The following is a 25561-nucleotide window of genomic DNA, read 5'->3' as shown; positions in this document are numbered from 1 at the left end:
GGAGCTTCCTGGTTTGTCTTCTAAATAGGGGGAGGATTATTCAGCGAACGTGTCGTTGAACGGGTTGACCAGCGCGTCGGCGATCAGCTGCTGCTGTTCGCGGACGTGGTCAGCCATGTGACCGGCAGCCGGCGACGCCGAACGTGCGCGACCGGCGTAGTGCAGGTTCTGGCCGTCGGCCAGGCAGAACTGCAGGTGGTGGCGGATCTGGTACCACGCACCCTGGTTCTGCGGTTCTTCCTGCGTCCACACCACGTCGGTGGCCTTGCCGTACTTCTTCAGCTCGGCAGCCAGCAGCGCACGCGGGAACGGATACAGCTGCTCCACGCGGATGATCGCCACGTCGTCCTGGCCACGCTTGGTCTGGTCTTCCAGCAGGTCGTAGTAGACCTTGCCCGAGCACAGCACCACGCGCTTGACCTTCTTGGCGTCCGCACTGGCGTCGCCGATCAGGTGCTGGAACTCGCCGTTGGCCAGTTCGTCCAGGGTCGACACGGCCAGCTTGTGGCGCAGCAGCGACTTCGGCGACATCACCACCAGCGGCTTGCGGGTGGTCAGGTGCAGCTGGCGGCGCAGCATGTGGAAGGCCTGTGCCGGGGTGGACGGAACCACCACCAGCATGTTCTCCAGTGCACACAGCTGCAGGAAGCGCTCCAGGCGCGCCGAGCTGTGCTCCGGACCTTGCCCTTCATAGCCATGCGGCAGCAGCAGGGTCAGGCCGGAAATGCGGCCCCACTTGGCTTCACCGGCGGCGATGAACTGGTCGATCACCACCTGGGCGCCGTTGGCGAAGTCGCCGAACTGGCCCTCCCAGATGCACAGCGTGTTCGGATCGGTGGTGGAGAAGCCGTACTCGTAGGCCATCACCGCTTCTTCGCTCAGCAGCGAATCGATGACGGTGGCCTTCTCCGGCGAATCCACCAGCTGCCGCAGCGGCATGTAGTAGTTGTCGGTCTTCTGGTCGTGCAGGATCGCGTGGCGGTGGGTGAACGTACCGCGACCGACGTCCTGGCCGACCAGGCGCAGTGCGTGGCCTTCGTCGAGCAGGGTGGCGTAGGCCAGGTTCTCGGCAAAGCCCCAGTCGCCCGGGATCTCGCCGGCGGCCATCTTGCGGCGGTCGTCATAGACCTTGGCCACGCGCGAGTGCAGCTGCACGTCTTCGGGAATGGTGTTGATCAGCTTGGCCAGTTCGACCAGCTTGTTCTTCTCGACCTTGGTCGAGACCGGGTCGGACAGCTTGCCTTCCAGCAGCTTCGGCCAATCGACGAACAGCGGGCTGGTCGGCGGGGTCTTCTCGACCTTGGCCAGCTCGGTGGTCACCTCACCGGCATCGAGCTTCTCGCGGTAGGCATCGACCATCGCCTTGCCGGCACCGGCAGCGATCACGCCTGCCTTTTCCAGCTGCTCGGCGTACATCTCGCGGGTGGTCGGGTGCTTGCGGATCACCTGGTACATCAGCGGCTGGGTGATCGCCGGCTCGTCGGCCTCGTTGTGGCCCCAACGGCGGTAGCACATCAGGTCGATGACCACGTCCTTGGCGAACTTCTGGCGGAACTCGAAGGCCAGCTGCGCGGCGAACACCACCGCTTCCGGATCATCGCCGTTCACGTGCAGCACCGGGGCGGCGATCATCTTCGCCACGTCGGTGGCGTAGCGCGTGGAGCGCGTGTCCAGCGGGTTGGAGGTGGTGAAGCCGACCTGGTTGTTGACCACGATGTGCACGGTGCCGCCGACGGCGAAGCCGCGGGCCTGCGACATCTGGAACAGCTCCATGACCACGCCCTGGCCCGAGAAGGCCGCATCGCCGTGGATCAGGATCGGCATGACCTGCTTGCGTGCGGTGTCCTTGCGGCGCTCCTGGCGCGAACGCACGGAACCGGCCACGACCGGGTCGGCGATTTCCAGGTGCGACGGGTTGAACGCCAGCGCCAGGTGCACCGGGCCGCCGTCGGTAGCCACGTCGGCCGAGAAGCCCATGTGGTACTTCACGTCGCCGGCAGAAGCGTGCTCGTCGTGCTCGAACTTGCCTTCGAACTCGTCGAACAGCTTGCGCGGGTTCTTGCCGAGGGTGTTGACCAGCACGTTCAGGCGGCCGCGGTGGGCCATGCCGATCACCACGTCCTTGACGCCATCCTTGCCGGCGTTGCGGATGATGGTGTCCATCATCGGGATCAGCGAGTCGCCGCCTTCCAGCGAGAAGCGCTTCTGGCCGACGTACTTGGTGTGCAGGTAGCGCTCCAGGCCTTCGGCCGCGGTCAGGCGCTCCAGGGTGCGGCGCTGGGTGTCAGCGTCCAGCTGGTAGTTGCCGCCGGCTGCTTCCAGCTTCTTGTAGATCCACTGGCGCTGCTCGACCTCGGAGATGTGCATGAACTCCGCACCGATCGAGCCGGTGTAGGTCGCCTTCAGGCGTGCCAGCAGGTCGCGCAGCTTCATGCGCGGCTGGCCACCGACGCCGCCGGTGCTGAACTCGCTGTTGAGGTCGGCATCGGACAGGCTGTGGAACGGCAGGCCCAAGTCCGGGGTGTTGACCGGCGCGGCCAGGCCCAGCGGATCGAGGCGGGCGTCCAGGTGGCCGCGCGAGCGGTAGGCGGTGATCAGACGACCGACATTGCGTTCACGCTCGTCGCCCGCACCGTTGCCGGTGCCGGCCTTCAGCGCTTCCTTGGCCGCGTCCGCAATGTGGGAGATGACGGCCGAGTGCGGAATGTCGCCTGCTTCGCGGCCCTTGAAGCCGTCGAAGTAGGTCTTCCATTTGGGATCGACACTGTCCGGGGAGACCAGGTACTGCTCGTACAGGTCCTCGACATAGGAGGCGTTGCCGCCGGCGAGCTGCGAAGATTGCGCAAACTGCTTCAGTTGATTGTCCACGATGGAGGGTGTTGATTCGCTTTGTGGGGTATGGCTTCAGAAGGACCCGGCAGGAAGATGAATAGCCCTGCGCGGGCGCGTTCAAACAGCCAAATTGTACCCCCATCCGGACAGGAAGGGGCACCAAAACGGGCATCCCGGGTCCCCCGGTGCCGCTTCCAGACAGGTTGAGTGGGCGGTACCCGCTCAGATGCCGAGCGCACGCAGTTCGCTGCAATCGCGCGAACGGTCCCAGACCCGCTGCAATTGCTGCTCGAACGGCTGCGAACGTGCAGGCAGTGCGACGCCTGCCTCGCCGTCGAGGCGATGACCGATCAGACGAAAGTAGAAGTCGCCGGCGTCGTTGAGCAGGCAGGCCGAGGCCAGCGCACGGTCGACCGGATCGGTGGCCTCGCGGAACTGGATCACACTGGGCAGGCGTTGAGCCAAGGCCAGCAGCGGCGCCCCGGCAGACGCGATGGCGGCGGCGTCGTGCACGATCACCCGCAGCTGCTTGTCGTGGCGGGCGGTGACGAAGCGGCGCAGGGCGGCCTGTACCGGCGGCGCGTCGAGCAGTCCCGGGTCCAGCTGACGGCTGTGCAGCCACACTTGGCGGCGGGCGCGGTGGACGATGGCCGTGGTGATGGCCACCGCCTGCTCGCGGCTGTCGATGGCACTGGCCGCGCCCAACCGGCGGCGCATCTGCTGGTGGCCGATGCCGGCCTCCTCGAATACCTCGCCTTCCGGCAGGAAGCCCTGGCGGGCATAGAAATCGCGGGCGGGCAGCTGGGCGTGCAGGTGCAGCTCGGCCAGGCCGAGCCTGCGCCCGGCATCGACCAGTGCCTCCAGCAGGGCCTCACCGACCCCGTGGCTGCGATGGCTGGCCAACACCGCCATGCGGCCGATGCGGCCGTCCGGGGCCAGCCGACCGGTGCCGACCGGCTGGTTGTCACTGTCCAGCGCCAGCACATGGGCGCTGAGCGGGTCCAGCGCATCGCGTTCCAGTTCGGCGGCGATGCCCTGTTCCTGCACGAACACGCGTTGGCGCACGTCGTGGATGGCAACGTGGGCGTCGGCGTGGCTGACCTGCTGGACCCGGACCATGGCAGGGCTCAGGCGCGACCGTCGTCGCTGTCGTCTTCGTCGTGATCCTCGAAGTTGACGATGACCTCGATGCCGTCGTCGTGCACGGTCACGGTGTGGACATCGTCGGACACCGCCTCGGCGTCGATCGCGTCGACACGGTCACGGCCTTCGACCACTTCGCCGAGCACCACGGCGTCTTCGCCGTCATCCTCATCTTCAGCGTCATACACCTCGTTCGGATCGATCAGCTGGAACACGCCACCGACCAACAGCTGCTGGACCACCGCGCGGCCCTTGTCGGACAGGCCGCGATAGGCGGCGGCATCGAGCTGCTCGGCGCCGGCCAGGCGCTGCGCGTCCTTCACCGGCAGCGCGAAGTCCTGGCCACTGACGTACAGGCTGGCGCCGCGCTTGGCCCGGCGCCAGGCCAGGCGTGCCCACGGATGACGCTGCAGCAGCAGGCCCGAGGCCAGGGCCTGGACCACTTCCTCCGCTGCCGGTGCGGCCTGGTGAGCCATCACTTCGCCGGCCGCGCGGTAGGTGGTGATGAAACGGCCGAACCAGTCACCCAGCTTGTCCGGATCGTTCATGCGGATGGCGTTGAGCGCGGTGATCACCCGCGCCATCGCCACCGTGTCGATCTCGTTCGGGTCGGCCGGCACCTTCAGGTCGGCATCCTGGTAGCGGATGTTCTCGTCGGCATCGGCGATCAGGGTGTCCAGGTAGTCGCTGATCAGCTCGGCCGAGGACGGCGCACGCATGCCGAAGGAGAAGGTCAGGCAGGGGTCTTCGGCGACGCCGTGGTGCGGCACGTTCGGCGGCAGGTAGAGCATGTCGCCCGGCGCCAGCACCCAGTCGTGGGTGGGCTTGAACACCTTCAGCAGCTTCAGCTCCACGTCGGGGCGGAAGCCCAGCGGCGGCTGCCTGCCCTTGATCGATTCGCTGGCATCGATCTGCCAGCGGCGGTGGCCGTGGGCCTGCAGCAGGAATACGTCGTACTGGTCGACGTGGGCGCCGACCGAGCCGCCGGTGGCGGCGAAGCTGATCATCACGTCATCCATGCGCCAGCGCGGCAGGAAGCTGAAGTGCTCGATCAGGGCGCGCACGTCCGGGTCCCACTTGTCCACGTCCTGTACCAGCAGTGTCCAGTCATGGTCGGGCAGGGCGGGGAACACGTCTTCCTGGAACGGGCCGGTGCGCACGCGCCAGCCGTCCTGGGTCTTGTCGTGCTCGATCAGGCGCGCCAGCACGCCTTCCTCGCAGGCCAGCCCGGCCAGGTCTTCCGGCTGCACCGGGGTCTGGAAGTCGGGGAAGGCGTTGCGGATCAGCAGCGGGCGCTTCTGCCAGAAGTCGCGCAGGAAGGTGGCCGGCGCCATGCCCAGCGGCTGGCCGGGGCGGGCGGTGACTTCGATCAGGGGGGCGGAGGACTTGCGGGCGGCCATGGGGGAATCCTTGCAGCGGAAAGCGGGAGGGGCGGCGCAGCGGGCCGCCTGAGATCTCCATTGTCCGCCGTTCGTGGGGATTGCGCACGTGCGCGGGATTGTCGCGGGGTGTCCGGCCAACGGGGGAGCCCCTCGTGGCGGGGTGGTTGGTCGCGCAAAGCGCTGGCTTCATGGGCTGGGCCGGGCGGGGTGGGTTCGCGGGACACGCCGTGAACCCGTCCCTGGGGGCTCGATGGCGCCATCCATGGCGCCAACGGTCCCGCGAACCCACCCCGCCCGGCCCCTGACAGTTTCCTGCGCGGCCCGCCACGGAATGGAAGAAGAAAAGCAAAAGCAACAGCGGGTCGCGCGCTGCGCTTGCTCGTGCCAAAACAAAAGAGGGACGCGGCGAAGCCGCGTCCCTCTTTCAAATTCCGTCCCGACAACCCCACGCTCTTCGATCCGTCACCGGAAATCTGTCAGAGGTGGGGCGGGAGGGGCCAGCGGGACCGTTGGCGCCATGGATGGCGCCATCGAGCCCCCATGGATGGGTTCACGGCGTGTCCCGCTGGCCCCTCCCGCCCCGCCCAGCTAGCAGCAATCCAGAGCCGCTCTGGACGTTGATGTTGCTGTCGCCGTTGCCGTTGCCGTTGCCTGCCGCAGGCAGCGCCCGCGGCCGCCGCCGCAAAGGAAACCCCTTAGATCTTCTTCGCCAGCGACTCGGCCAGGCCGGTGTAGCTGCCCGGGGTCATCTCCAGCAGGCGCTGCTTCGCATCCGCCGGCAACTCGAGCCCCTGCACGAACGCACGCATCGACTCGGCCGTGATGCCCTGGCCGCGGGTCAGCGCCTTCAGCTGCTCATACGGGTTCGGCAGGCCGTGGCGGCGCATCACCGTCTGCACGGCCTCGGCCAGCACTTCCCAGGCCGCGTCCAGGTCGGCATCCAGGCGCTGCGGGTTCACTTCCAGCTTGCCCAGGCCCTTGGCCAGCGAATCCAGCGCCACCTGGCTGTGGCCGAACGCGGTGCCCAGTGCGCGCAGCACGGTGGAATCGGTCAGGTCACGCTGCCAGCGGCTGATCGGCAGCTTCGCGCTGAAGTGCTCGAACAGCGCGTTGGCGATACCGAAGTTGCCTTCCGCATTCTCGAAATCGATCGGATTGACCTTATGCGGCATCGTCGACGAGCCGACTTCGCCTTCCTTCAGCCGCTGCTTGAAGTAGCCCAGCGAGATGTAGCCCCAGATGTCGCGGGCCAGGTCGATCAGGATGATGTTGGCGCGGCGCGCAGCATCGCCGATCTCGGCAACATTGTCGTGCGGCTCGATCTGCGTGGTGTACGGGTTGAACACCAGGCCCAGGCCGGTCACGAAGCGCTCGGCGAAGGCCGGCCAGTCCACGTCCGGGTAGCTGGCCACGTGGGCGTTGTAGTTGCCGACCGCGCCGTTGATCTTGCCGGTCAGCTCGACCGCAGCGATCTGCCGGCGCTGGCGCTCCAGGCGGGCGACCACATTGGCCAGTTCCTTGCCCAGGGTGGTCGGCGAGGCGGTCTGGCCGTGGGTGCGCGACAGCATCGGCTGGCCGGCCTGGGCGTGGGCGAGGTTGCGCAGCGTGGTGGCGATGCCGTCCAGGGTCGGCAGCAGCACCTCGCGGCGGGCCTGTTCCAGCATCAGGCCGTAGCTGAGGTTGTTGATGTCTTCGCTGGTGCAGGCGAAATGCACGAATTCCAGCGCCGGAGCCAGCTCGGCGTCGTCCTTCAGCTGTTCCTTGATGAAGTACTCCACCGCCTTGACGTCATGGTTGGTGGTGCGCTCGATCTCCTTCACGCGCGCGGCCTGGGCCGGGCTGAAGCGGGCGGCCAACCCGCGCAGGCGGGCGACGGCGGCGTCGGAGAACGGCGCCAGTTCGACGATGCCCGGTTCGGCGGCCAGCGCCAGCAGCCATTCCACCTCGACCACGATGCGGGCCTTGATCAGGCCGTATTCGGAGAAGATCGGGCGCAGGGCGTCGACCTTGCCGGCGTAGCGGCCATCGAGCGGGGACAGGGCGAGCAGGGCGGAATCGGACATGTCGGCAGGGCTGGGACGAGCGGCGGGGGCCATATTCTACGACGTGCCGGTCAGGTAGTGCCGGCCGCTGGCCGGCAACCACGCCCGGCCCTCGATTGCATGGATTGCCGGCCAGCGGCCGGCACTACCCTTGCGCGCGCAGAACGGCCGTGCAGGTGGAACGATCTGGCCCGCCCTCGTCATCCCGTGCTGCGGGCAAGGGAGTATTGTGGCCGCAGCCGCCAGCCCGGGAAGCGACACCCTGCCAGCCGCCGCTTCCCTTTCCCCAACTGAAGTAGTGCGGAGTTGATGCAATGAGCAAAGCTGCAAGCAAGGGTTTCAGAATCGAACACGACAGCATGGGCGAGCTGCAGGTGCCTGCGGATGCCCTGTGGGGCGCCCAGACCCAGCGCGCCGTGCAGAATTTCCCGGTGTCGGGCCAGCGCATGCCGCGCGGTTTCATCCGCGCCCTGGGCCTGGTCAAGGGCGCAGCCGCCGGCGTCAACGCCGAGCTGGGCCACCTGCCGAAGAATGTGGCCAAGGCCATCCAGACCTCTGCTGCCGAAGTGGCCGCCGGCAACTGGGACGCGCAGTTCCCGATCGACGTCTACCAGACGGGTTCGGGCACGTCGTCGAACATGAATGCCAATGAGGTCATCGCCACCCTGGCCAACCGTGCCGGCAAGGCGGGCAAGACCACCGTGCATCCCAATGACCACGTCAACCAGGGGCAGAGCTCCAATGACGTGATTCCGACTGCGCTGCGGGTGTCGGCGGTGCTGGCGACGCACGAGCAGCTGCTGCCGGCGCTGGTGCACCTGCGCAAGACCCTGGACAAGAAGGGCCGCAGCCTGCGCAAGGTGGTCAAGACCGGCCGTACCCACCTGATGGACGCGATGCCGCTCACCTTCGAGCAGGAATTCGGTGCGTGGTCGGCGCAGCTGGCCTCGGCGCAGGAGCGCATCGAAGACAGCCTCAAGCGCGTGCGCCGGTTGCCGCTGGGCGGCACCGCCATCGGTACCGGCATCAACGCCGACCCGCGCTTCGGCGCGCAGGTGGCCAAGGCGCTGAAGCAGCAGACCGGTTTCAAGTTCGACAGCGCCGAGAACAAGTTCGAAGGCCTGGCCGCGCAGGACGACGCGGTGGAACTGTCCGGCCAGCTCAATGCGCTGGCCGTGGCACTGATCAAGATCGCCAATGACCTGCGCTGGATGAACGCCGGTCCGCTGGCCGGGCTGGGCGAGATCGAACTGCCGGCACTGCAGCCGGGCAGCTCGATCATGCCGGGCAAGGTCAACCCGGTCATTCCGGAAGCCACGGTGATGGCCTGCGCGCAGGTGATCGGCCACCACACCGCGATCACCGTGGCCGGGCAGACCGGCAACTTCCAGCTCAACGTCACCCTGCCGTTGATCGCGGTGAACCTGCTCGATGGCATCGGCCTGCTGGCCAATGTGTCCAGGCTGCTGGCCGACAGCGCGATCGCAGGGCTGAAGGTGCGCGAGGACCGCGTGGCCGAGGCGCTGGCGCGCAACCCGATCCTGGTCACCGCGCTGAACCCGATCATCGGCTATGAGAAGGCAGCGGCGATCGCCAAGCGTGCCTACAAGGAACAGCGCCCGGTGCTGGACGTGGCGCTGGAAGACAGCGGGCTTGACGAGGCCGAGTTGCGTCGCCTGCTGGACCCGACTGCGCTGACTGCTGGTGGCATCCAGGCTGGCGGTGGTGGCGCCGGGGGGTGATCTGCCGGCTGCAGAGTCGAGCCACGCTCGACGGTTGTTCCGGAGTCGGGCATGGCTCGACTCTACGGAAACGAAGAACGCCGCCCTCGGGCGGCGTTTTTCTTCAGCGACGGTCGGCGACGATGTTGCCGAAGGTGTCGGTGTAATCCTTGAACTCGGGGATGCGCTGGATCAGGTCGGCCGGGATCACCTCCATGCCCTCCGGCGGCTGGATCTTCACCGGCTGCATGTTCGGATCGGCCGGTGCGGCCACCAGCGTGTTCTGGCGCAGCACCTGCAGCTTGCCGAACATCGTCTGCAGCATCTGCTTCTGCCCGTCGTCCAGTGGAATCTGGATCTCGTCCACCTTCATCGTGCCGTCGCCGAGGATGATGATGTTCGGTGCCGGCGGGCGGCGCACGGTCACCATGCCTTCGCTGACGGAAATCTTGGGCTTGCCGCGCTCGGCGCGGTGATTGCGGTAATCCTTGTCGCAGCCGACCAGGCCCAGGCAGAGCAGGGCGGCCAGCAGCAGGAACAACTTCTTCATGGCGTTCGGTTCGGGGGCATCCGGGGGGCCCATTGTAAGCCCGCCGACAGTGCCCGACCGGCAACGGAAGGCCGCAGCCGGTCGGGTGCGTCGATTTGTCTCAGTTGGAGAACGTGACCGAGTTGTCCTTGCCGCAGTCGTCCACGTCGCTCTGGTCCATCGTCGCGTAGGGCTTGAATGCCGGCAGCTCGCGCGCCAGTGCCTGCTGGCTGGCCAGCATCGCCGGCAGGCGATCGCAGATGCGCTTGGCCTGGGCCTCGATCTTGGCGGCTTCGGCGTTGATGCGCTTCTCCACCCCTTCGCTGTCGCCGCTGAAGATGCCCTTCAGCGCTTCACCGGCGGCGTTGGCGCCGAGTTTGGCGCCGGCCAGCCCGACATCCATGCCCGCCATCGCAACGGCGACCACGTGACCGCGGTACTCCTGCAGGTGGCGGCGCTGGACGTCGTTGGCGGCGACCTCCTTGCCGGCGATCAGCAGGCGGCCATCCGGCGTGATCTCCGCACGCGGCTGCTTGTCGGCCGAGATCTTGATGTTGCCCTGGGCGATGTCCTTGCGGGCATCGTCCATGGCTTCCTTGACGGTCTGGCCGACGCCGCTGGTGGCTTCGGCGACGCTCTTGCCGACGCTCTTGTCGGGGGCGGAGGACGTGCCACCACAGGCGATCAGCGGCAGGCACAGCAGGGTGGCGGGCAGCAGGCGCAACAGGTTCATGATGTTCCCCTGGACGTGTGTGGAAGAGGATTACTTGCTGCGCGGCAGGGTGACCCGGCCGCTGACGTTGCGGTGTTCGATATCGCCGCTGCCGCTGTGATCGACGGTCAGGCTGCCGCGTACGCCGTCCACCTGGATGTCGCCCGAGCCGTGGCTGCGCACATGCACGTTGCCGCCGATATCGGCCAGATCGATGCCACCGGAGCCGACCACGCCGACTTCGACGCTGCCCTGCACGCGCTTGAACTCGATGTCGCCGGAGCCGACCGTATCCAGGCGTGCGTTGCCGCGCACATCGGTGATCTTCAGGTCACCCGAACCAACAGTGCCGGTGATGGCATCGCCGCCGATGTTGCGGGCATTGACGTCGCCTGAACCCAGCGACAGCAGATTCAGCGAACTGCCGCCATCGATGTTGAGGTCGCCGGAACCCACTGCAGCGTGGATGCTGCCACGGGTACCGCGGGCCACCGCGTCACCGGAGCCGACGTCCACGCTGAGCGACTGTGCGTTCTCCACGCTGGCGTCACCCGAGCCGACCTTGAACTGCAGCGGCAGGTTGTCCGGCACGCTGCCACGGATATCCAGCCAGGCGTAGCTGTTGCCCAGGCTGATGCCGCTTTGGCGGCCGTCGCGGCGCAGGCTCACCACCAGCTTGTCGCCCACCTTGCGCTGGTCCAGTACCAGCTGGTCCAGCCATTCCTGGCTGGACGCGCAGGCGCGGCCGTCCAGCTGGCCGCCGCCGCCGCTGGCGACCACCTTCAGGTCATGCTGGTTGACCTCGAACACCACCGTCTTGGCGCCGGCCACGTCCAGCTTCAGTGCCCGGGCGGCAGTGAACTTGCAGTTCGGAGCATCGGCGGCCAGCGCCGACAACGGCAACAGCAACAACGCAGAACAGGCGAGCAGAGAACGCATGGGTGGTGCCTCCGGATGGATGGAATCAGATCTCGCCGGCGCGCTTGCGCAGGCGGATGGCGAGGAAGATGAACAGTGCCCCGACGGCCGCACCGATCCACAGCTCCGGCATCGCCAGCGACTTCAGCTGCGAGGCGGGGGACATCAGGCTGACCACCGAATCCAGGTCGCGGCGCGAACCTTCACCTGCGCCGAGGCGGTACAGCAGGTCCATGCCGGGCACGCCGCCCAGCAGCAGGCGGCCGACGATGTTCTGCCAGAACCAGCCGGTGGTCAGGCCGAACAGCGGCATGATCTTGGTGGTGCTGACGATGACGCCGGCAAACAGTGGCAGCATCACCGCCCACAGGAACGGCTTGCTCTTGGCCCAGGCCGAGCACAGCAGCAGCCACCCTGCAGTGGGCAGGGCCCAAAGCGCGTAGACCGGAATCCAGCTCAGGTGGCCAGCGGCCAGGGTCAACGGGCTGGCGGGCCCCCAGATCAGCGCCATCGGGCTGCCACCGTGCATCAGCGCGACGATGCTGATGATCAGCATGAAGCCGAACATGGTGATGATGCCGGCAATCACCGCGATCAGCGGTGCCACGACCAGTGCGCTGATGACCTTGGACAGCACGGTCTGGGTATCCGACAGCGGCAACGACTTCCAGAACAGGATGCTGCGGTCGCGGCGGTCGTCGTACAGGGCGCCGAGGCAATAGAAGAACACCACGAAGGCCAGCACCAGGAACGGCCATGCCGAGCTGAGCACCAGGGTCAGGTCAAGGCCGTTACCGAGGTCGGCAAGGTCCTTGCCGTCGATGTTGCGGGTGAGCAGCGCCAGGTCCAGGCCATTGACGTTCACGCTCTCGCCATCGACATGCAGCGCACCGTTGCGCGCCGCGCGGTTCAGCGCGAACAGGCCGAAGGCGATGCCAACGGTGCTCATCACCAGCGATATCAGGCCGGCGATCAGCGGGGCATACAGGAAACCGCCGCGGTTTTCCCAGTACTCGCGCTTGAGCAGCCAGCGCAGCGTGCCGAGGGGGCTGACGGGATGGTTGACGGCATTCATGCGTAGGTCCCCTTCATGACGGCGACGAACAGGTCGGCCAGGCCCGGGCTGCGGGTCTCGCCAAGGGTGGAAAGCTGGGCGCGCGGTACGCCGTCGAACAGCATCACGGTCTTGCCGAACGCCAGGCTGCGTTCGTCGATCGGCTTCAGGGCGCGCGCGGTCTCCAGCTGGTCGGCGTTGACCAGCAGTTCCGTGTAACGCTGGCCGACCTCGTCCATTTCCGCATCGAGCACGATTCGGCCATCACGGATGAACATGACGTCGCTGAGGATGTGCTCGATCTCTTCCACCTGGTGGGTGGTGACGATGATGGTTTTCTGCTCGTCGAAGTAGTCTTCCAGCAGGCGCTGGTAGAACTCCTTGCGGTACAGGATGTCCAGGCCCAGGGTGGGCTCGTCCAGTACCAGGATGCGGGCATCGATGGCCATCACCAGCGCCAGGTGCAGCTGCACGATCATGCCCTTGGACAGCTCGCGCACGCGCTGCTTCGGCTGCAGCTTGGTGTTGGCCAGGAAGCGCTCGCAGCGGGCGCGGTCGAAGCGCGGATGCACGCCGGCGACGAAATCGATGGCTTCGCGCACCTTCAGCCAGCGCGGCAGCACGGCGACGTCGGCGATGAAGCAGATGTCGTTCATCAGTTCGTCGCGGTGCAGCCGCGGGTCGCGCCCGAGCACGCTCAACTCACCTTCCACCGAGGTGAGGCCAAGAATGGCCTTCAGCGCGGTGGTCTTGCCGGCGCCATTGGGACCGATCAGGCCGACGATGCGCCCGCTCGGAATGCTGAAGCTGGCACTGTCGAGGGCAACGGTGGACTTGTAGGCCTTGCGCAGGCCGCGGGCGGTGATGACCGGTTCGCTTGCGGTGCTATTCATCAGACTTTCCCCTGGGGCAGCAATTCGTCGAGGCTCAGGCCCAGGCGCTGGATGCGCTCCAGCACGGCCGGCCATTCTTCATTGAGGAAGCGCTCGCGCTCGCTGCTGCGCAGCTGCGTGGCGGCCTGCTCGGTCATGAACATGCCCAGCCCGCGGCGCTTTTCGACCAGGCCTTCGTCGGCCAGTTCCTGGTAAGCGCGCGAAACGGTGATGGGGTTCAGTTGGTAATCGGCGGCCACCTGGCGCACCGAAGGCAGGGCATCGCCCGGCTTGAGGATTCCGTCGAGCATCATGGCGATCACGCGCTCCTTCAACTGACGGTAGATGGGAGCGCCGTCGCTCCACTGGATGTCGCTCATATTCAGCTCCGTGGGGTCAGCGGCTGGGCGAACGAGAAATACGGCATGGACAGGGAGCTGTGCAGCCGACGCGGGGGAGGGGGGGAGGAATCGGCGTTCCCGGCCGGTGTAGCGATTGCATCCTGCGCACTGTCGGGCGAGGCGGGGGCGGTGGGCGTGGCCAGCCAGGCCAGCACGATCAGGGTCGAAACAGCAGCGGCCGCGGGTGCGGTGAGGTTGCGACGGATCCGGGCGTTCATGGCTTCCCCCTGTCTCAGGTGACTGGTGTTGTATGCAACTATAACACCGGCACGCCTACGTGCAACCCCTTGCCGTCCCCAACTGATGGCAGGGGTGGTCAAATCGCTGAAATATCCGTTTATCTGATTGATTCGGAAGGGAAATCAGGTTCTGGCGCGGGCCGACCCAGGCCCGCCTTCCATTCAGTGTTGTCCATGCTATGTCATTACTGCGCCGTTGCTGGCGGGTCGTGCAGGAAAGCGCCACGCCGCGCAAAGCCACAGGCGCCCCTTGCAACAAGGGGGAAGGGGGCCCGGTGCTATAGTTCGGCCGACTCCGGCCGCTACCGGCCGGCCCTGTGAATGGCCACCGCGGACTGCTCTCGATGCCCTTGCCGACCGTTATGCCGCGCCGCCTGCGCGGCCTGTCCCTGCTGACCCTGCTGGTAGCCGGCCTGGCCGGTTCCACTCAGGTGCTGGCGGCCGATCTTCTCGACCTCGACTACCGCCCGCTGGCCAGCAAGCAGCAGGTCAACCTGCAGCAGCGCTACCACGGGCAGGTGCTGCTGGTGGTCAATACCGCAAGCAAGTGCGGCTATACCCCTCAGTACGAAGGCCTGGAGGCGCTGCAGAAGCGCTATGCCGGCCGCGGCTTTGCCGTGCTCGGCTTCCCGTCCAACGATTTCAAGGGCCAGGAGCCCGGTGACGAGAAGCAGATCCAGGATTTCTGCACGCTCACCTACGGGGTCAAGTTCCCGATGTTCGAGAAGGTGCACGTGGTCGGTGCGGAGGCGACGCCGCTCTATCAACGGTTGACCGCGGCCACCGGCGTGGCACCGGGCTGGAATTTCCACAAGTACCTGGTCGGCCGCGATGGCAAGGTCATCGCCCAGTTCGCCAGCAAGGTGACGCCGGATGATCCGCAGCTGACTGCGGCCATCGACAAGGCGCTGGCCGCAGCGGCCGCACATTGATATCCGGCACGGATGCCTCGACATCGACGGCATGCGTGCGACAATGCTTCTTTTCGCGCCGACGTCGGCGCCCAGACACTTCCAGGAATGCAGCGAATGAAGATGGGAATGCGCGGCGCCGCGGCGTCGGTTCTGATTCTGGCGATGGGCACTTCAGGTGTCGCTCTGTCGCAACAATCGGCTGCCCCCGCAGCCGCCAAGGAGACCGCAACCTTGAATTCCCCCAAGCAGAAGCTCGGCTACGCCATCGGCCTGGACGTGGCCAAGTCGTTCACCCCGATCGCCGATGAGATCGACGTGGCCGCGCTGCGCACCGCCGTGGAGCGTTCGTTCGAAGGCCTGCAGCCGCAGATCACCCAGGAACAGGCCAAGGCCACCGACGCGGCCCTGCGCCAGGTCGTGATGGCCCGCAGCGGCCAGCAGGTGCCGGGCATGGCGCCGGGTTCGCAGCCGCCGAAGGTCGACCGCGTCAAGGTGTCGCAGATGATCGGTTCCTACTCTGTGGGCCCGTCGCTGGCGCAGCTGAAGGACGACATCGATGTTGCCTCGCTGTTTGACGCGATCAGCACCGGCCTGACCAAGGGCCAGCCGAAGATGACGGAAGCTGACGCGACCGCCACCATCCAGGCCTTCATGGGCAGCAAGCAGGCTGAAATGCAGGCCAAGGCTGCCGCTGCTGCGCAGACCAACCGCGAAGAAGGCAATGCCTTCCTGGCCAAGAACAAGACCCAGCCGGGCGTCGTGACGACGGCCTCGGGCCTGCAGTACCAGGTCATCCGCCCGGGTAGCGGCGAGCGCCCGCTGCCGAGCAGCAAGGTGCGCGTGAACTATGAAGGCAAGCTGCTCAACGGCACCGTGTTCGACAGCTCCTATGGTCGTCAGCCGGCCGAGTTCGGCCTGGACCAGGTGATCAAGGGCTGGACCGAGGGCGTTGCGCTGATGCCGGTCGGTTCGAAGTACCGCTTCTGGATCCCGGGCAATCTGGCTTATGGCGAGAACGGCACGCCGGGTGGCCCGATCGGCCCGAACGCGACTCTGACGTTCGACGTCGAGCTGCTGGGCGTCCTGCCGTAAGCCACCACGGAGCCTGCACGGACATGCGCGTTGCGATTTTCGGTACCGGTTATGTAGGTCTGGTGACCGGTACCTGCCTGGCCGATGTCGGTCATCAGGTGGTCTGCGTCGATATCGACCAGGCCAAGGTGGATGGCCTCAACCAGGGCATCATCCCGATCTATGAGCCCGGCCTGGAGCCGATGGTGAAGGCCAACCACGCCGCGTCGCGGCTGGCATTCACCACCGATGCCGCGTCCGCGATCGCGCATGGCCAGGTGGTGTTCATCGCCGTCGGTACCCCGCCGGACGAGGATGGCAGCGCTGACCTGCAGTACGTACTGGCCGTGGCCCGTACCATTGGCCGGCACATGAGCGTGCCGACCGTGGTGGTCAACAAGTCGACGGTGCCGGTGGGCACCGCCGACAAGGTGCGTGCGGCCATTGCTGAAGAACTTGCCGCGCGTGGCGCGGATATCACCTTTGACGTGGTGTCCAACCCGGAATTCCTGAAGGAAGGCGACGCGGTCGCCGACTGCATGCGCCCGGACCGCATCATCATTGGTGCGACCAGCGAGGAGTCGGTCGCGGTGATGCGTCGTCTGTATGCGCCGTTCAACCGCAACCACGACCGAGTGGTGGAAATGGACGTGCGCTCGGCCGAGCTGACCAAGTACGCGGCGAACGCGATGCTGGCGACCAAGATTTCGTTCATGAACGAAATCGCGAACATCGCCGAGCGCGTCGGTGCCGACGTCGAGCAGGTCCGCCAGGGCATCGGCTCGGACCCGCGCATCGGCTGGCACTTCATCTACCCGGGCGCCGGCTACGGTGGCTCCTGCTTCCCCAAGGACGTGCAGGCGCTGGCCCGCACCGCCCAGCAGCATGGTCTTGAGCCGAAGCTGCTGAACGCGGTGGAAGCGGTCAACGATGCGCAGAAGGGCCACCTGTTCGCCCTCATCCAGCGTCATTACGACAAGGGCGAGGACGAAGGCGTGCGCGGCAGGACCTTTGCCGTGTGGGGCCTGGCCTTCAAGCCGAACACCGACGACATGCGTGAAGCCTCCAGCCGTCGCCTGCTGGCGCAGCTGTGGGAGGGCGGTGCCACGGTGCGTGCCTACGACCCGGAAGCGATGCATGAATCGCAGCGCATCTTCGGCGAGCGCGATGACCTGGTGTTCTGCAGCAGTGCTGATGAGGCCCTCGAAGGGGCCGACGCGCTGGTGGTGGTCACCGAGTGGAAGCAGTTCCGCAGCCCCGACTTCCAGAAGCTGCGCGAGCAGCTGAAGGACGCGGCGGTGTTCGATGGGCGCAATCTGTACGATCCTGCCGAAGTGGAAGCTGCCGGCCTGGCGTACTACGGCATTGGCCGGGGGCGTTCGCTGCATGTCTGACCTGCTGCCGACCGAACGCGAGCAGGCGCTGGAAGCGCGCCTGGTCGAACTGGAAATGCGCGTGTCCTTCCAGGAACAGGCGCTTGCCGAATTGAGCGATGCGCTGGCCGATGCCCGCATGCAGGGCATGCGCAACGCCGACGTGCTGCGTGTGCTGCTGGAGGACCTGGGCAAGGTCCGCAACGCACTGAATTCTTCCGATCCGGCGAGCGAACCACCGCCGCCGCACTACTGATCCGAATCCTATGAGCGATACCCTCCGCGACCAGCTGATGGGCCTGGGCTTCAGGCCCGCGCCCAAGCCCGAGCGCAAGAATGATGGCCCCCGCCGTGATGGCCGCCCGCAGGGCAAGGGTGGCAACGGCAATGGAAAGCCGCAGGGCGCTGGCAAGGGCGAGCACAAGCCCGGCGAGCGTCGCGGGCATGGCCACGGTGGCCCGGGCAGGCCCGGCCAGTCGCGTGGCCCGGGCCAGCAGGGCCCGCGCAAGCCGCGCAGCGCCGAAGAGATGGATCTGGCCAAGGCCTATGCCATCCGTGCGCAGCGTGAGAAGGAAGAGCGCATCGAGACCGAGCGCCTGAAGCAGGAAGAAGCACGCGTGCGCCGCGAGGCGAAGGCCAAGCTGGAAGAACTGCTGAAGGACAAGGGCCTGAACTCCGAGGCGGCTGATATCGCTCGCCACTTCCCGTATGGCGGCAAGATCAAGCGCATCTACGTGACCGCCGAACAGCTGACCGCGCTCAATGCCGGTGAGCTGGGCGTGGTCCAGCTCAATGGCCGTTACCTGCTGGTGACCGCCGAAGTGCTGGCACAGTCCGAAGCGGTGTTTGCCGCATCGGTGGCACTGAAGGTCGACCCGAACGCGCCGGCCGAGGAAGATCCCTACGCAGACCCGCAGTACCAGGTACCGGACGACCTGGTCTGGTAACTGCACCTGCTGCACGATGAAAACGCCGGGCATTGCCCGGCGTTTTCGTTACCGGACGCGCGCAGTGCTGCGGCGTGCACGGATCAACGGCAGGCTCAGCGCGAAGAAGCACAGCAGTGCGCCGACCAGAGCGAATCCGCTACCGGCGAGGAAGGCCGTGCGTCCCTCGTCGATCTTCCACAGTTGGCCGGCGATGAGCGCGCCCAGCACGCCGCCGACACCGGACGAGAAACCGTACAGCAGGCCCTGGCCATGGCCATTGAGGCGTCCGGGGAAGTAGATCGCCAGCATCTGCATCGCCGCGGCGAAGAACGCGGCAAAGCCCAGCGCGTGCGCGGTCTGCGCCAGCAGCATCACCGGCAGGTTTTCCGGGAACAGTGCGGTCACCGCCCAGCGCAGGCAGGAACTGACCAGCGCGATCAGCAGCATCCAGCTGGCGTCATAGCGGCGGAAGAAGCGGCCGATGGTGAAGAACACGCCCACTTCGAACACCACGCCGATGGTCCAGAGCAGGCCGAGCGTGGATGTGCGATAGCCGTGGTGGTCCATGTAGACCGAGAAGAAGGTGTAGTACGGGCCGAACGAGAGCTGCTCCATGAAAGCGGCCAGGAAGAACGCCAGCACCGGCGGGCGGCGCACGATCTGCCAGAAGCCGCTGGCATCGCCGCCGGTCCTGCCGATGTCGCGTGCGTAGTGGTTGCTGAAGGCCGAGGCGACCAGCAGGACGAACAGCGGCAGCATCATCCAGGGCAGCAGCCCGGCGCGGCCGGCGGTGCCGTCACCTTCGATCAGCCAGCCGAACAGGGTGACGATGGCGATGAACCCAAGCGAACCCCAGACCCGGATCAGGCCGTAGCGATGGCTGTCGCTGCCGAGATGGGTGAGGGTGATCGACTCGAACTGCGGCATCACCGCGTTGTAGAAGAAGCAGAACACGATCATCGCCGGATACATCCATGGCTGCGGCAGAGGCAGCAGGAATGCGGCGAAGCTGATCAGGGTCAGTACGCAGCCGATGCGCAACAGTCGGATCGGCCGCGGTGAGGTGGCTGCCAGCGAGGTCCAGGCACTGGGTGCAACCACGCGTGTGGCATACCACAGCCCCATCATCACGCTGATGGCGGTCACGCTCATGCCGCGCGCGGTCAAAAACAGGCTCCAGTACGGAGTGAACGCGCCCAGCGCCGCGTAATAGAACAGGTAAAAGCTGGAAAGACGGGCAACGGGAACGGTCATCGCGGAATGATGAAGCAAAAAAGGGACGGAGGGGATCAAGTCATTTGTGCCACAAGCGACTTGATCCCCTCCGTCCCCATTCTGTGTCATTCGGGATCGTAGTCGAGGTTGGAGGCCAGCCAGCGCTCGGCCTGGGCGCGCTCCACGCCCTTGCGCCGGGCGTAGTCGGTGACCTGCTCGCGGCTGAGGCGCCCGACCACGAAGTACTGGCTTTGCGGATGGCTGAAGTAGTAGCCCGATACCGCGGCGGTCGGAAGCATCGCAAAGCTCTCGGTCAGTTCCATGCCGGCGTTGGCCTCGGCCCGCAGCAGATCGAACAGGCGCCGCTTCTCGCTGTGCTCGGGGCACGCCGGATAGCCGGGAGCGGGGCGGATGCCACGGTACTGCTCATCGATCAGGGCGTCGTTGTCCAGCGTCTCGGCCTGGTCATAACCCCAGAATTCCGTGCGTACACGCTGATGCAGGCGCTCGGCCAGGGCTTCGGCGAAGCGGTCGGCCAGGGCCTTCAGCAGGATCGCGTTGTAGTCGTCATGCTCGGCTTCGAAGCGCGCCACGTGGGCATCGATGCCGATGCCGGCAGTGACCGCGAACGCGCCGATCCAGTCCTGCCTGCCGCTGTCGGTCGGCGCGATGAAATCGGCCAGGCAGAAATCCGGGCGCTCGGCCGGCTTGTCCACCTGCTGGCGCAGGAAGTGCAGGGTGGTCTCGCCCTGTGGGTGCTGCACGCGCACGTCGTCGCCGACGCTGTTGGCCGGCCACAGGCCGAACACGGCCTTGGCGGTCAGCCACTTCTCGCCGACGATGCGGTCGAGCATCGCGCGGGCATCGCGGTACAGCTCGCTGGCCTGGCTGCCGACGATCTCGTCGGTGAGGATCGCCGGGAACTTGCCGGCAAGCTCCCAGGCCTGGAAGAACGGCGTCCAGTCGATGTACTCGACCAGCTCGGCCAGCGGATAGTCATCGAAGACGTGCAGGCCTGGCTGCTTCGGCGCGGGCGGCGTGTAGTTCCCCCAGTCGCCCTGGAACTTCTGCCCGCGTGCATGTTCCAGCGGCACCAGGCGCTTGGCATCGCCACGATTGCGGTGCCGTGCCCGGATCTCGGCATAGTCGGCCTCGTTGGCGGCAACGAAGGCTTCGCGCAGGTCGCGCGAGATCAGCGACTGGGCCACGCCGACCGCGCGCGAGGCGTCCTTCACCCACACCGTAGGCGCTTTGTAGTGCGGGTCGATCTTCAACGCGGTGTGCGCGCGCGAGGTGGTGGCGCCGCCGATCAGCAGCGGCAGATTGAAACCCTGGCGCTCCATCTCGCGGGCGACGTGGCTCATCTCCTCCAGCGAGGGAGTGATCAGACCGGACAGGCCGATCAGGTCGGCGTTGTGCTCGCGCGCGGCATCGAGGATCTTCTGCGCCGGCACCATCACGCCAAGGTCGACCACCTCGAAGTTGTTGCAGGCCAGGACCACGCCGACGATGTTCTTGCCGATGTCATGCACATCGCCCTTCACCGTGGCCATGATGATCTTGCCGTTGCTCTTGGCAGTGTCGCCGCTGCGCGCCTTCTCCGCCTCGATGTACGGCAGGAGGTAGGCCACGGCCTTCTTCATCACACGCGCGGATTTCACCACCTGCGGCAGGAACATCTTGCCGGCGCCGAACAGGTCACCGACGATGTTCATGCCGTCCATCAGCGGGCCCTCGATCACGTCCAGCGGGCGGCTGGAGGCCTGTCGGGCCAGTTCGGTGTCTTCCTCAACGAAGGCATCCAGGCCGTGCACCAGTGCATGCGCCAGGCGCTGCGCCACCGGCTTGTCGCGCCAGGCCAGGTCTTCGGTCTTCGCCGCACCCTTCCTGCCCTTGTAGCGCTCGGCGATCTCCAGCAGGCGTTCGGTGGCATCGCTGCGGCGGTTGAGGATCACATCCTCCACGCGCTCACGCAGCTCCGGCTCCAGCTCATCGTAGATCGGCATGGCACCGGCATTGACGATGCCCATGTCCATGCCGGCGGCGATGGCGTGGTACAGGAACACCGAATGGATGGCCTGGCGCACCGTTTCGTTGCCGCGGAACGAGAACGAGACGTTGGAGACACCACCGGAGACGTGGCAGTGCGGCAGCGTCTGCTTGATGATGCGGGTGGCTTCGATGAAGTCCACCGCATAGTTGTCATGTTCTTCGATGCCAGTGGCGACGGCGAAGATGTTCGGGTCGAAGATGATGTCCTGCGGCGGGAAGCCGATCTCGTCGACCAGGATGCGGTAGGCGCGGGTACAGATCTCGACCTTGCGCGCACACGTATCGGCCTGCCCGCTTTCATCGAAGGCCATGACCACCGCGGCGGCGCCATAGCGCAGGACCTTGCGCGCGTGTTCGCGGAAAAGCGCCTCGCCTTCCTTCAGCGAGATCGAGTTGACCACGCTCTTGCCCTGCAGGCACTTCAGGCCGGCCTCGATCACGCTCCACTTGGAGGAGTCGACCATCACCGGGATGCGGGCGATGTCCGGCTCGGACATGATCAGGTTGAGGTAGCGGGTCATCGCCGCTTCCGAATCGATCAGGCCCTCGTCCATGTTGACGTCGAGGATCTGCGCGCCGCTTGCCACCTGCTGGCGGGCCACGTCCACCGCTTCTTCGTAGCGGCCTTCCTTGATCAGCTTGCGGAACTGCGCGCTGCCGGTCACGTTGGTGCGTTCGCCGACGTTGATGAACAGCAGGTCCGGGGTGATGACCAGGGGTTCCAGGCCGGACAGGCGGGTAGGGCGGACAGGCGTCATGGCAGGCGTCGGCTCAGCAGCAATAGGGCGGGAAGTGCGGAACGGTGGCGGCGACATTCATGCGGCCTGCTCCCGGGTGCCGGGCAGTGCGCGCGGCGGCAGCCCGGCCACAGCCGCGGCAATGGCGCGGATATGGTCGGGCGTGGAGCCGCAGCAGCCGCCGACCAGGTTCAGCAGGCCATCTTCGGCGAAGCCTCGCAGGGTGCTGGCCATGTCCTCCGGCGTCTCGTCATACTCGCCGAAGGCATTGGGCAGGCCGGCATTGGGGTGTGCGCTGACGTAGCAGTCGGCGACCTGCGCAAGGGTTTCCACGTGCGGTCGCATCGCATCGGCGCCCAGCGCGCAGTTCAGCCCGATCGACAGCGGCCGTGCATGCGCCAGCGAGGCATGGAAGGCTTCCGCAGTCTGCCCGGACAGGGTGCGACCGGAAGCGTCGGTGATAGTGCCGGAGATCATCACCGGCAACCGCGCGCCGCGCGCATCGAACGCTTCCTCCAGCGCATACAGCGCGGCCTTGGCGTTGAGCGTGTCGAAGATGGTCTCGACCATGATGGTGTCGGCGCCGCCGTCGATCAGGCCCTCGATGGCTTCGCGGTAGGTGTCGCGCAGTTCGTCGAAGCTGGTGTTGCGGAAGCCCGGATCGTTCACGTCCGGGCTGATCGAGGCGGTGCGGCTGGTCGGGCCGACCACCCCGATCACGAAGCGCGGCTTCCCCGGGGTGGTTGCGGCCACGGCGTCACAACAGGTGCGCGCGACCGCAGCGCCGGCCTTGTTCAACTCGTACACCAGGTGTTCGAGGTGGTAGTCGGCCTGGCTGACCGAGGTTGCATTGAAGGTGTTGGTTTCGACCAGGTCCGCGCCCGCTTCCAGGTAGGCGGTGTGGATGTCTGCGACGATCTGCGGCCGGGTCAGCAGCAGCAGATCGTTGTTGCCCTTCAGGTCATGGCCCTCCGGCGTGCCGTGGTCGCAGCCGGGGCCATGGCTGTGATCGTAACCGCCGGCGAAGCGTTCGCCACGGTAATCGTCTTCCTGCAGGCCGTGGCGCTGGATCATCGTGCCCATCGCACCGTCGATGATCAGGATCCGCTCGCGCAGGGCGTCGAGCAGGGCGTTGGCACGCTCAGGATGCAACCAGGGCAGGGCAGGCATGGCGTTCTCGGGCTCAGGGTTTGTGGGCGATCAGCGAAATCACTTCGAAGTGCGGCGGACGCTTCTCGCGGGTGACCGTCTCCAGGCTGGATACCTGCAGGCCGGCCTTGTCGACGAACCTGCGCAGCTCCTTGTCGCTGAAGCCGAGGTTGACGTGGCCGTAGGCCTCCACCGCGGCCTTGTGTTCATGGCGGGCCAGGCTGCACAGCAGCAGGCGCCCGCCCGGGCGCAGCACGCGCGCGCCTTCGGTCACCGCCTGCGCCGGCTTGCTGGCGTAGGTCAGCGCGTGCATCAGCACTACCAGATCGAAACTGTTGTCCTTGAAGGGCAGCGCATGCATGTCGCCCTCGCGCACTTCCACGTTGGGCAGACGGCGCAGGCGCTCGCTGGCGGCGGCGACCACGCGCGCGCTGGTGTCGATGCAGATGTAGCGCTTGGCATGCGGGGCCACCAGTTCGGCCAGCACGCCGTCACCAGAGGCGATGTCCAGCACGTCGCCGGTCTCCAGCAGCGGCAGCGCGGTGCGGGCGAGGGCTTCCCAGGTGCGCCCCGGGGAGTAGTGGCGTTCCATGTCGCCGGCCACGCTGTCGGCCCAGTTCTGGTCGGAGGCGCGGTGGGCCAGCACGGCAGCGACGCGTTCAGCGTCCTGGCGCAGCAGCGGGTCATCGCTTCCGTTGCTCAAGGCATGCCACAATGCACGCTGCGCGGGGTCCAGCTGGGCCTCGTCGAAGCGGTAATAGGCCGATACGCCCGCACGGCGGTCGCGGACCAGGCCGGCTTCCTTCAGGCGCGCCAGGTGGGTGGACACGCGTGGCTGTGCCAGCCGGGTGATCGCCGACAGTTCGGCCACGGTCAGTTCCTCCTGCTCCAGCAGCGCCAGCAGGCGCACGCGGGTCGCATCGGCGAACACCTTCAGGCGGGTCGACCAGTCTTCAAGATCCATAAATATCTACCTATCGCGATATAGAGATATATTCGCTGAAAGGGCCCGTCGCGGTCAAGTCGCCAGCGTACGGAAACAGCCGGGCCCCGGTACAATCGGGGCACCTGGGCGCGCCGTATGTAGCCCATAACTTCATGTACCCGGGAGGGTGTTGTGGATTTCAGCTTTACCGAAGAGCAGTTGATGCTGCAGGACGTTGCGCGGCGCATCGCGCAGGAGAAGATCGCCCCGAGCGCGGAGCACCATGACCGTACCGGCGAGTTCCCGCTCGACAACATCCGCCTGCTGGGCGAGAACGGCCTGATGGGCATCGAAGTGCCGACCGAATACGGTGGCGCGGGCATGGACCCGGTTGCGTACGTGCTGGCGATGGTGGAGGTCGCCGCCGCCGACGCAGCCCATTCGACCATCATGTCGGTCAACAACTCGCTGTTCTGCAACGGCATCCTCACCCACGGTACCGAGCAGCAGAAGCAGACCTACGTGCGTGCGATCGCCGAGGGCGAGGCCATCGGCGCGTTCGCGCTGACCGAGCCGCAGTCCGGCTCCGATGCCACCGCCATGCGCTGCCGCGCGGTGAAGCAGGCCGACGGCACCTTCGTCATCAACGGCAAGAAGAGCTGGATCACCTCCGGCCCGGTGGCCAGGTACATCGTGCTGTTCGCGATGAGCGAGCCGGACAAGGGCGCGCGTGGCATCACCGCCTTCCTCATCGATACCGACAAGGCGGGCTTCGGTCGCGGCAAGACCGAGCCGAAGCTGGGCATCCGCGCTTCGGCCACCTGCGAGATCGAGTTCAACGATTACGTGGCGCAGGCCGAAGACGTGCTGGGCCAGGAAGGCGAGGGCTTCAAGATCGCCATGAGCGTGCTCGATGCCGGCCGCATCGGCATCGCCTCGCAGGCCATCGGCATCGCCCGCGCCGCCTATGAGGCGACCCTGGAGTACGTGAAGGAGCGCAAGGCGTTCGGCGCGGCCATCGGCACCTTCCAGATGACCCAGGCCAAGATCGCCGACATGAAGTGCAAGCTGGACGCAGCGCTGCTGCTGACCCTGCGTGCCGCGTGGGTGAAGAGCCAGGGCAAGCGTTTCAGCACCGAAGCAGCGGTGGCCAAACTGACCGCTTCGGAAGCAGCGATGTGGATCACCCACCAGGCGGTGCAGATCCACGGCGGCATGGGGTACTCGAAGGAGATGCCGCTGGAGCGTTACTTCCGTGATGCCAAGATCACCGAGATCTACGAGGGCACCTCGGAGATCCAGCGCCTGGTGATCGCGCGCAACGAGACCGGGTTGCGCTGATGGACGCGAC

22 protein-coding genes are annotated in these 25561 nt (G+C 66.5%); 7 read left to right on the top strand and 15 right to left on the bottom strand.

All coding sequences use genetic code 11. From position 1 onward, the window contains the following. Positions 1-36 precede the first annotated feature (36 nt). The 4 genes from AC5P5R_RS06470 to purB all read right to left on the bottom strand — a co-directional run bounded on the left by AC5P5R_RS06470 (position 37) and on the right by purB (position 7420). Entirely contained in the window at positions 37-2868 is a 2832-nt protein-coding gene (locus AC5P5R_RS06470) for a 2-oxoglutarate dehydrogenase E1 component (RefSeq protein ID WP_005413939.1), read from the bottom strand. Between the two features lie 186 nt (positions 2869-3054). Continuing rightward, on the bottom strand, positions 3055-3951 hold the full coding sequence (locus tag AC5P5R_RS06465) for a GNAT family N-acetyltransferase (protein ID WP_012480784.1): 897 nt from the start codon (positions 3949-3951) through the stop codon (positions 3055-3057). Between the two features lie 8 nt (positions 3952-3959). Then, entirely contained in the window at positions 3960-5375 is a 1416-nt protein-coding gene (locus AC5P5R_RS06460) for a ribosomal protein uL16 3-hydroxylase (RefSeq protein ID WP_012480783.1), read from the bottom strand. A 677-nt stretch (positions 5376-6052) separates the two neighbouring features. Continuing rightward, positions 6053-7420 carry an adenylosuccinate lyase gene (gene purB / locus AC5P5R_RS06455; protein WP_049403132.1) on the bottom strand — a complete coding sequence of 456 codons (1368 nt, stop codon included), beginning with the start codon at positions 7418-7420 and terminating at the stop codon, positions 6053-6055. A gap of 293 nt (positions 7421-7713) precedes the next feature. Between purB and AC5P5R_RS06450 the strand changes: the two genes are divergently transcribed. After that, entirely contained in the window at positions 7714-9141 is a 1428-nt protein-coding gene (locus AC5P5R_RS06450) for a class II fumarate hydratase (protein ID WP_060380459.1), read from the top strand. Positions 9142-9244: 103 nt separating this feature from the next. Here AC5P5R_RS06450 and AC5P5R_RS06445 read toward each other — a convergent pair whose 3' ends face one another. The 7 genes from AC5P5R_RS06445 to AC5P5R_RS06415 form a co-directional block, all read right to left on the bottom strand. Continuing rightward, positions 9245-9670, bottom strand: a complete 426-nt coding sequence (locus AC5P5R_RS06445; RefSeq protein ID WP_033833950.1) for a hypothetical protein — start codon at positions 9668-9670, stop codon at positions 9245-9247. A gap of 100 nt (positions 9671-9770) precedes the next feature. Next, complete coding sequence (locus tag AC5P5R_RS06440; protein ID WP_005413931.1) at positions 9771-10382, bottom strand: YggN family protein; 612 nt, start codon at positions 10380-10382, stop codon at positions 9771-9773. Positions 10383-10412: 30 nt separating this feature from the next. Further along, on the bottom strand, positions 10413-11300 hold the full coding sequence (locus AC5P5R_RS06435) for a GIN domain-containing protein (protein ID WP_060380458.1): 888 nt from the start codon (positions 11298-11300) through the stop codon (positions 10413-10415). Between the two features lie 25 nt (positions 11301-11325). Next, a complete protein-coding gene (locus AC5P5R_RS06430; RefSeq protein WP_005410263.1) occupies positions 11326-12354 on the bottom strand; it encodes an ABC-2 transporter permease in 1029 nt (342 codons plus the stop codon). Next, on the bottom strand, positions 12351-13226 hold the full coding sequence (locus tag AC5P5R_RS06425; protein ID WP_005410262.1) for an ABC transporter ATP-binding protein: 876 nt from the start codon (positions 13224-13226) through the stop codon (positions 12351-12353). Before AC5P5R_RS06425 ends, AC5P5R_RS06430 begins: the two co-directional genes overlap by 4 nt. After that, positions 13226-13585, bottom strand: coding sequence for a GntR family transcriptional regulator (locus tag AC5P5R_RS06420; protein ID WP_005410261.1), 360 nt, complete (start codon positions 13583-13585; stop codon positions 13226-13228). The genes AC5P5R_RS06425 and AC5P5R_RS06420 overlap by 1 nt, the downstream gene beginning before the upstream one ends. A gap of 2 nt (positions 13586-13587) precedes the next feature. Continuing rightward, positions 13588-13824 (bottom strand): hypothetical protein, encoded by a 237-nt coding sequence (locus tag AC5P5R_RS06415; RefSeq protein ID WP_005410260.1) that lies wholly within the window; start codon positions 13822-13824, stop codon positions 13588-13590. A gap of 365 nt (positions 13825-14189) precedes the next feature. On the opposite strand from AC5P5R_RS06415, the gene AC5P5R_RS06410 reads away from it, so the two are divergent. The 5 genes from AC5P5R_RS06410 (at position 14190) to AC5P5R_RS06390 (ending at position 18150) form a co-directional block, all read left to right on the top strand. Beyond that, complete coding sequence (locus AC5P5R_RS06410) at positions 14190-14777, top strand: glutathione peroxidase (RefSeq protein WP_005410259.1); 588 nt, start codon at positions 14190-14192, stop codon at positions 14775-14777. 96 nt (positions 14778-14873) lie between these two features. Further along, positions 14874-15851, top strand: coding sequence for an FKBP-type peptidyl-prolyl cis-trans isomerase (locus AC5P5R_RS06405; RefSeq protein ID WP_005413927.1), 978 nt, complete (start codon positions 14874-14876; stop codon positions 15849-15851). 23 nt (positions 15852-15874) lie between these two features. Next, positions 15875-17224, top strand: coding sequence for a UDP-glucose dehydrogenase family protein (locus AC5P5R_RS06400; RefSeq protein WP_005410257.1), 1350 nt, complete (start codon positions 15875-15877; stop codon positions 17222-17224). Beyond that, the gene (locus tag AC5P5R_RS06395) at positions 17217-17459 is read left to right on the top strand and encodes a SlyX family protein (RefSeq protein WP_005410256.1); all 243 of its coding nucleotides are present in this window, start codon (positions 17217-17219) and stop codon (positions 17457-17459) included. The genes AC5P5R_RS06400 and AC5P5R_RS06395 overlap by 8 nt, the downstream gene beginning before the upstream one ends. 10 nt (positions 17460-17469) lie before the next feature. Further along, positions 17470-18150 carry a DUF2058 domain-containing protein gene (locus AC5P5R_RS06390; protein ID WP_033833947.1) on the top strand — a complete coding sequence of 227 codons (681 nt, stop codon included), beginning with the start codon at positions 17470-17472 and terminating at the stop codon, positions 18148-18150. A 48-nt stretch (positions 18151-18198) separates the two neighbouring features. Here the strand turns inward: AC5P5R_RS06390 and AC5P5R_RS06385 are convergent, their stop codons facing one another. From AC5P5R_RS06385 to AC5P5R_RS06370, 4 genes are all read right to left on the bottom strand, one after another. Next, a complete protein-coding gene (locus tag AC5P5R_RS06385; protein WP_033833946.1) occupies positions 18199-19386 on the bottom strand; it encodes an MFS transporter in 1188 nt (395 codons plus the stop codon). An 86-nt stretch (positions 19387-19472) separates the two neighbouring features. Beyond that, positions 19473-22157: a methionine synthase gene (gene metH / locus AC5P5R_RS06380; protein WP_033833945.1), complete on the bottom strand. Its 2685-nt coding sequence runs from the start codon at positions 22155-22157 to the stop codon at positions 19473-19475. Between the two features lie 57 nt (positions 22158-22214). Then, positions 22215-23306, bottom strand: a complete 1092-nt coding sequence (locus AC5P5R_RS06375) for a homocysteine S-methyltransferase family protein (protein ID WP_033835833.1) — start codon at positions 23304-23306, stop codon at positions 22215-22217. A gap of 13 nt (positions 23307-23319) precedes the next feature. After that, positions 23320-24249 carry an ArsR/SmtB family transcription factor gene (locus tag AC5P5R_RS06370; protein ID WP_005410251.1) on the bottom strand — a complete coding sequence of 310 codons (930 nt, stop codon included), beginning with the start codon at positions 24247-24249 and terminating at the stop codon, positions 23320-23322. 153 nt (positions 24250-24402) lie between these two features. Between AC5P5R_RS06370 and AC5P5R_RS06365 the strand changes: the two genes are divergently transcribed. After that, positions 24403-25551 carry an acyl-CoA dehydrogenase family protein gene (locus AC5P5R_RS06365; protein WP_033833586.1) on the top strand — a complete coding sequence of 383 codons (1149 nt, stop codon included), beginning with the start codon at positions 24403-24405 and terminating at the stop codon, positions 25549-25551. Positions 25552-25561: the final 10 nt, after the last annotated feature.

It is taken from the genome of Stenotrophomonas sp. YJH_SMC_19, assembly GCF_059367915.1.
This window is presented reverse-complemented; position numbering and strand designations above follow the sequence as displayed.

Bases quoted from the DNA above. Each gene is read 5' to 3' on its own strand.
- AC5P5R_RS06370 (WP_005410251.1), bottom strand. From the start codon at position 24,249: ATGGATCTTGAAGACTGGTCGACCCGCCTGAAGGTGTTCGCCGATGCG.
- AC5P5R_RS06425 (WP_005410262.1), bottom strand. From the start codon at position 13,226: ATGAATAGCACCGCAAGCGAACCGGTCATCACCGCCCGCGGCCTGCGC.
- AC5P5R_RS06445 (WP_033833950.1), bottom strand. From the start codon at position 9,670: ATGAAGAAGTTGTTCCTGCTGCTGGCCGCCCTGCTCTGCCTGGGCCTG.
- AC5P5R_RS06405 (WP_005413927.1), top strand. From the start codon at position 14,874: ATGAAGATGGGAATGCGCGGCGCCGCGGCGTCGGTTCTGATTCTGGCG.
- AC5P5R_RS06385 (WP_033833946.1), bottom strand. From the start codon at position 19,386: ATGACCGTTCCCGTTGCCCGTCTTTCCAGCTTTTACCTGTTCTATTAC.
- AC5P5R_RS06390 (WP_033833947.1), top strand. From the start codon at position 17,470: ATGAGCGATACCCTCCGCGACCAGCTGATGGGCCTGGGCTTCAGGCCC.
- purB (WP_049403132.1), bottom strand. From the start codon at position 7,420: ATGTCCGATTCCGCCCTGCTCGCCCTGTCCCCGCTCGATGGCCGCTAC.
- AC5P5R_RS06460 (WP_012480783.1), bottom strand. From the start codon at position 5,375: ATGGCCGCCCGCAAGTCCTCCGCCCCCCTGATCGAAGTCACCGCCCGC.
- AC5P5R_RS06400 (WP_005410257.1), top strand. From the start codon at position 15,875: ATGCGCGTTGCGATTTTCGGTACCGGTTATGTAGGTCTGGTGACCGGT.
- AC5P5R_RS06430 (WP_005410263.1), bottom strand. From the start codon at position 12,354: ATGAATGCCGTCAACCATCCCGTCAGCCCCCTCGGCACGCTGCGCTGG.
- AC5P5R_RS06415 (WP_005410260.1), bottom strand. From the start codon at position 13,824: ATGAACGCCCGGATCCGTCGCAACCTCACCGCACCCGCGGCCGCTGCT.
- AC5P5R_RS06395 (WP_005410256.1), top strand. From the start codon at position 17,217: ATGTCTGACCTGCTGCCGACCGAACGCGAGCAGGCGCTGGAAGCGCGC.
- AC5P5R_RS06450 (WP_060380459.1), top strand. From the start codon at position 7,714: ATGAGCAAAGCTGCAAGCAAGGGTTTCAGAATCGAACACGACAGCATG.
- AC5P5R_RS06410 (WP_005410259.1), top strand. From the start codon at position 14,190: ATGCCCTTGCCGACCGTTATGCCGCGCCGCCTGCGCGGCCTGTCCCTG.
- AC5P5R_RS06465 (WP_012480784.1), bottom strand. From the start codon at position 3,951: ATGGTCCGGGTCCAGCAGGTCAGCCACGCCGACGCCCACGTTGCCATC.
- metH (WP_033833945.1), bottom strand. From the start codon at position 22,157: ATGACGCCTGTCCGCCCTACCCGCCTGTCCGGCCTGGAACCCCTGGTC.
- AC5P5R_RS06435 (WP_060380458.1), bottom strand. From the start codon at position 11,300: ATGCGTTCTCTGCTCGCCTGTTCTGCGTTGTTGCTGTTGCCGTTGTCG.
- AC5P5R_RS06375 (WP_033835833.1), bottom strand. From the start codon at position 23,306: ATGCCTGCCCTGCCCTGGTTGCATCCTGAGCGTGCCAACGCCCTGCTC.
- AC5P5R_RS06440 (WP_005413931.1), bottom strand. From the start codon at position 10,382: ATGAACCTGTTGCGCCTGCTGCCCGCCACCCTGCTGTGCCTGCCGCTG.
- AC5P5R_RS06420 (WP_005410261.1), bottom strand. From the start codon at position 13,585: ATGAGCGACATCCAGTGGAGCGACGGCGCTCCCATCTACCGTCAGTTG.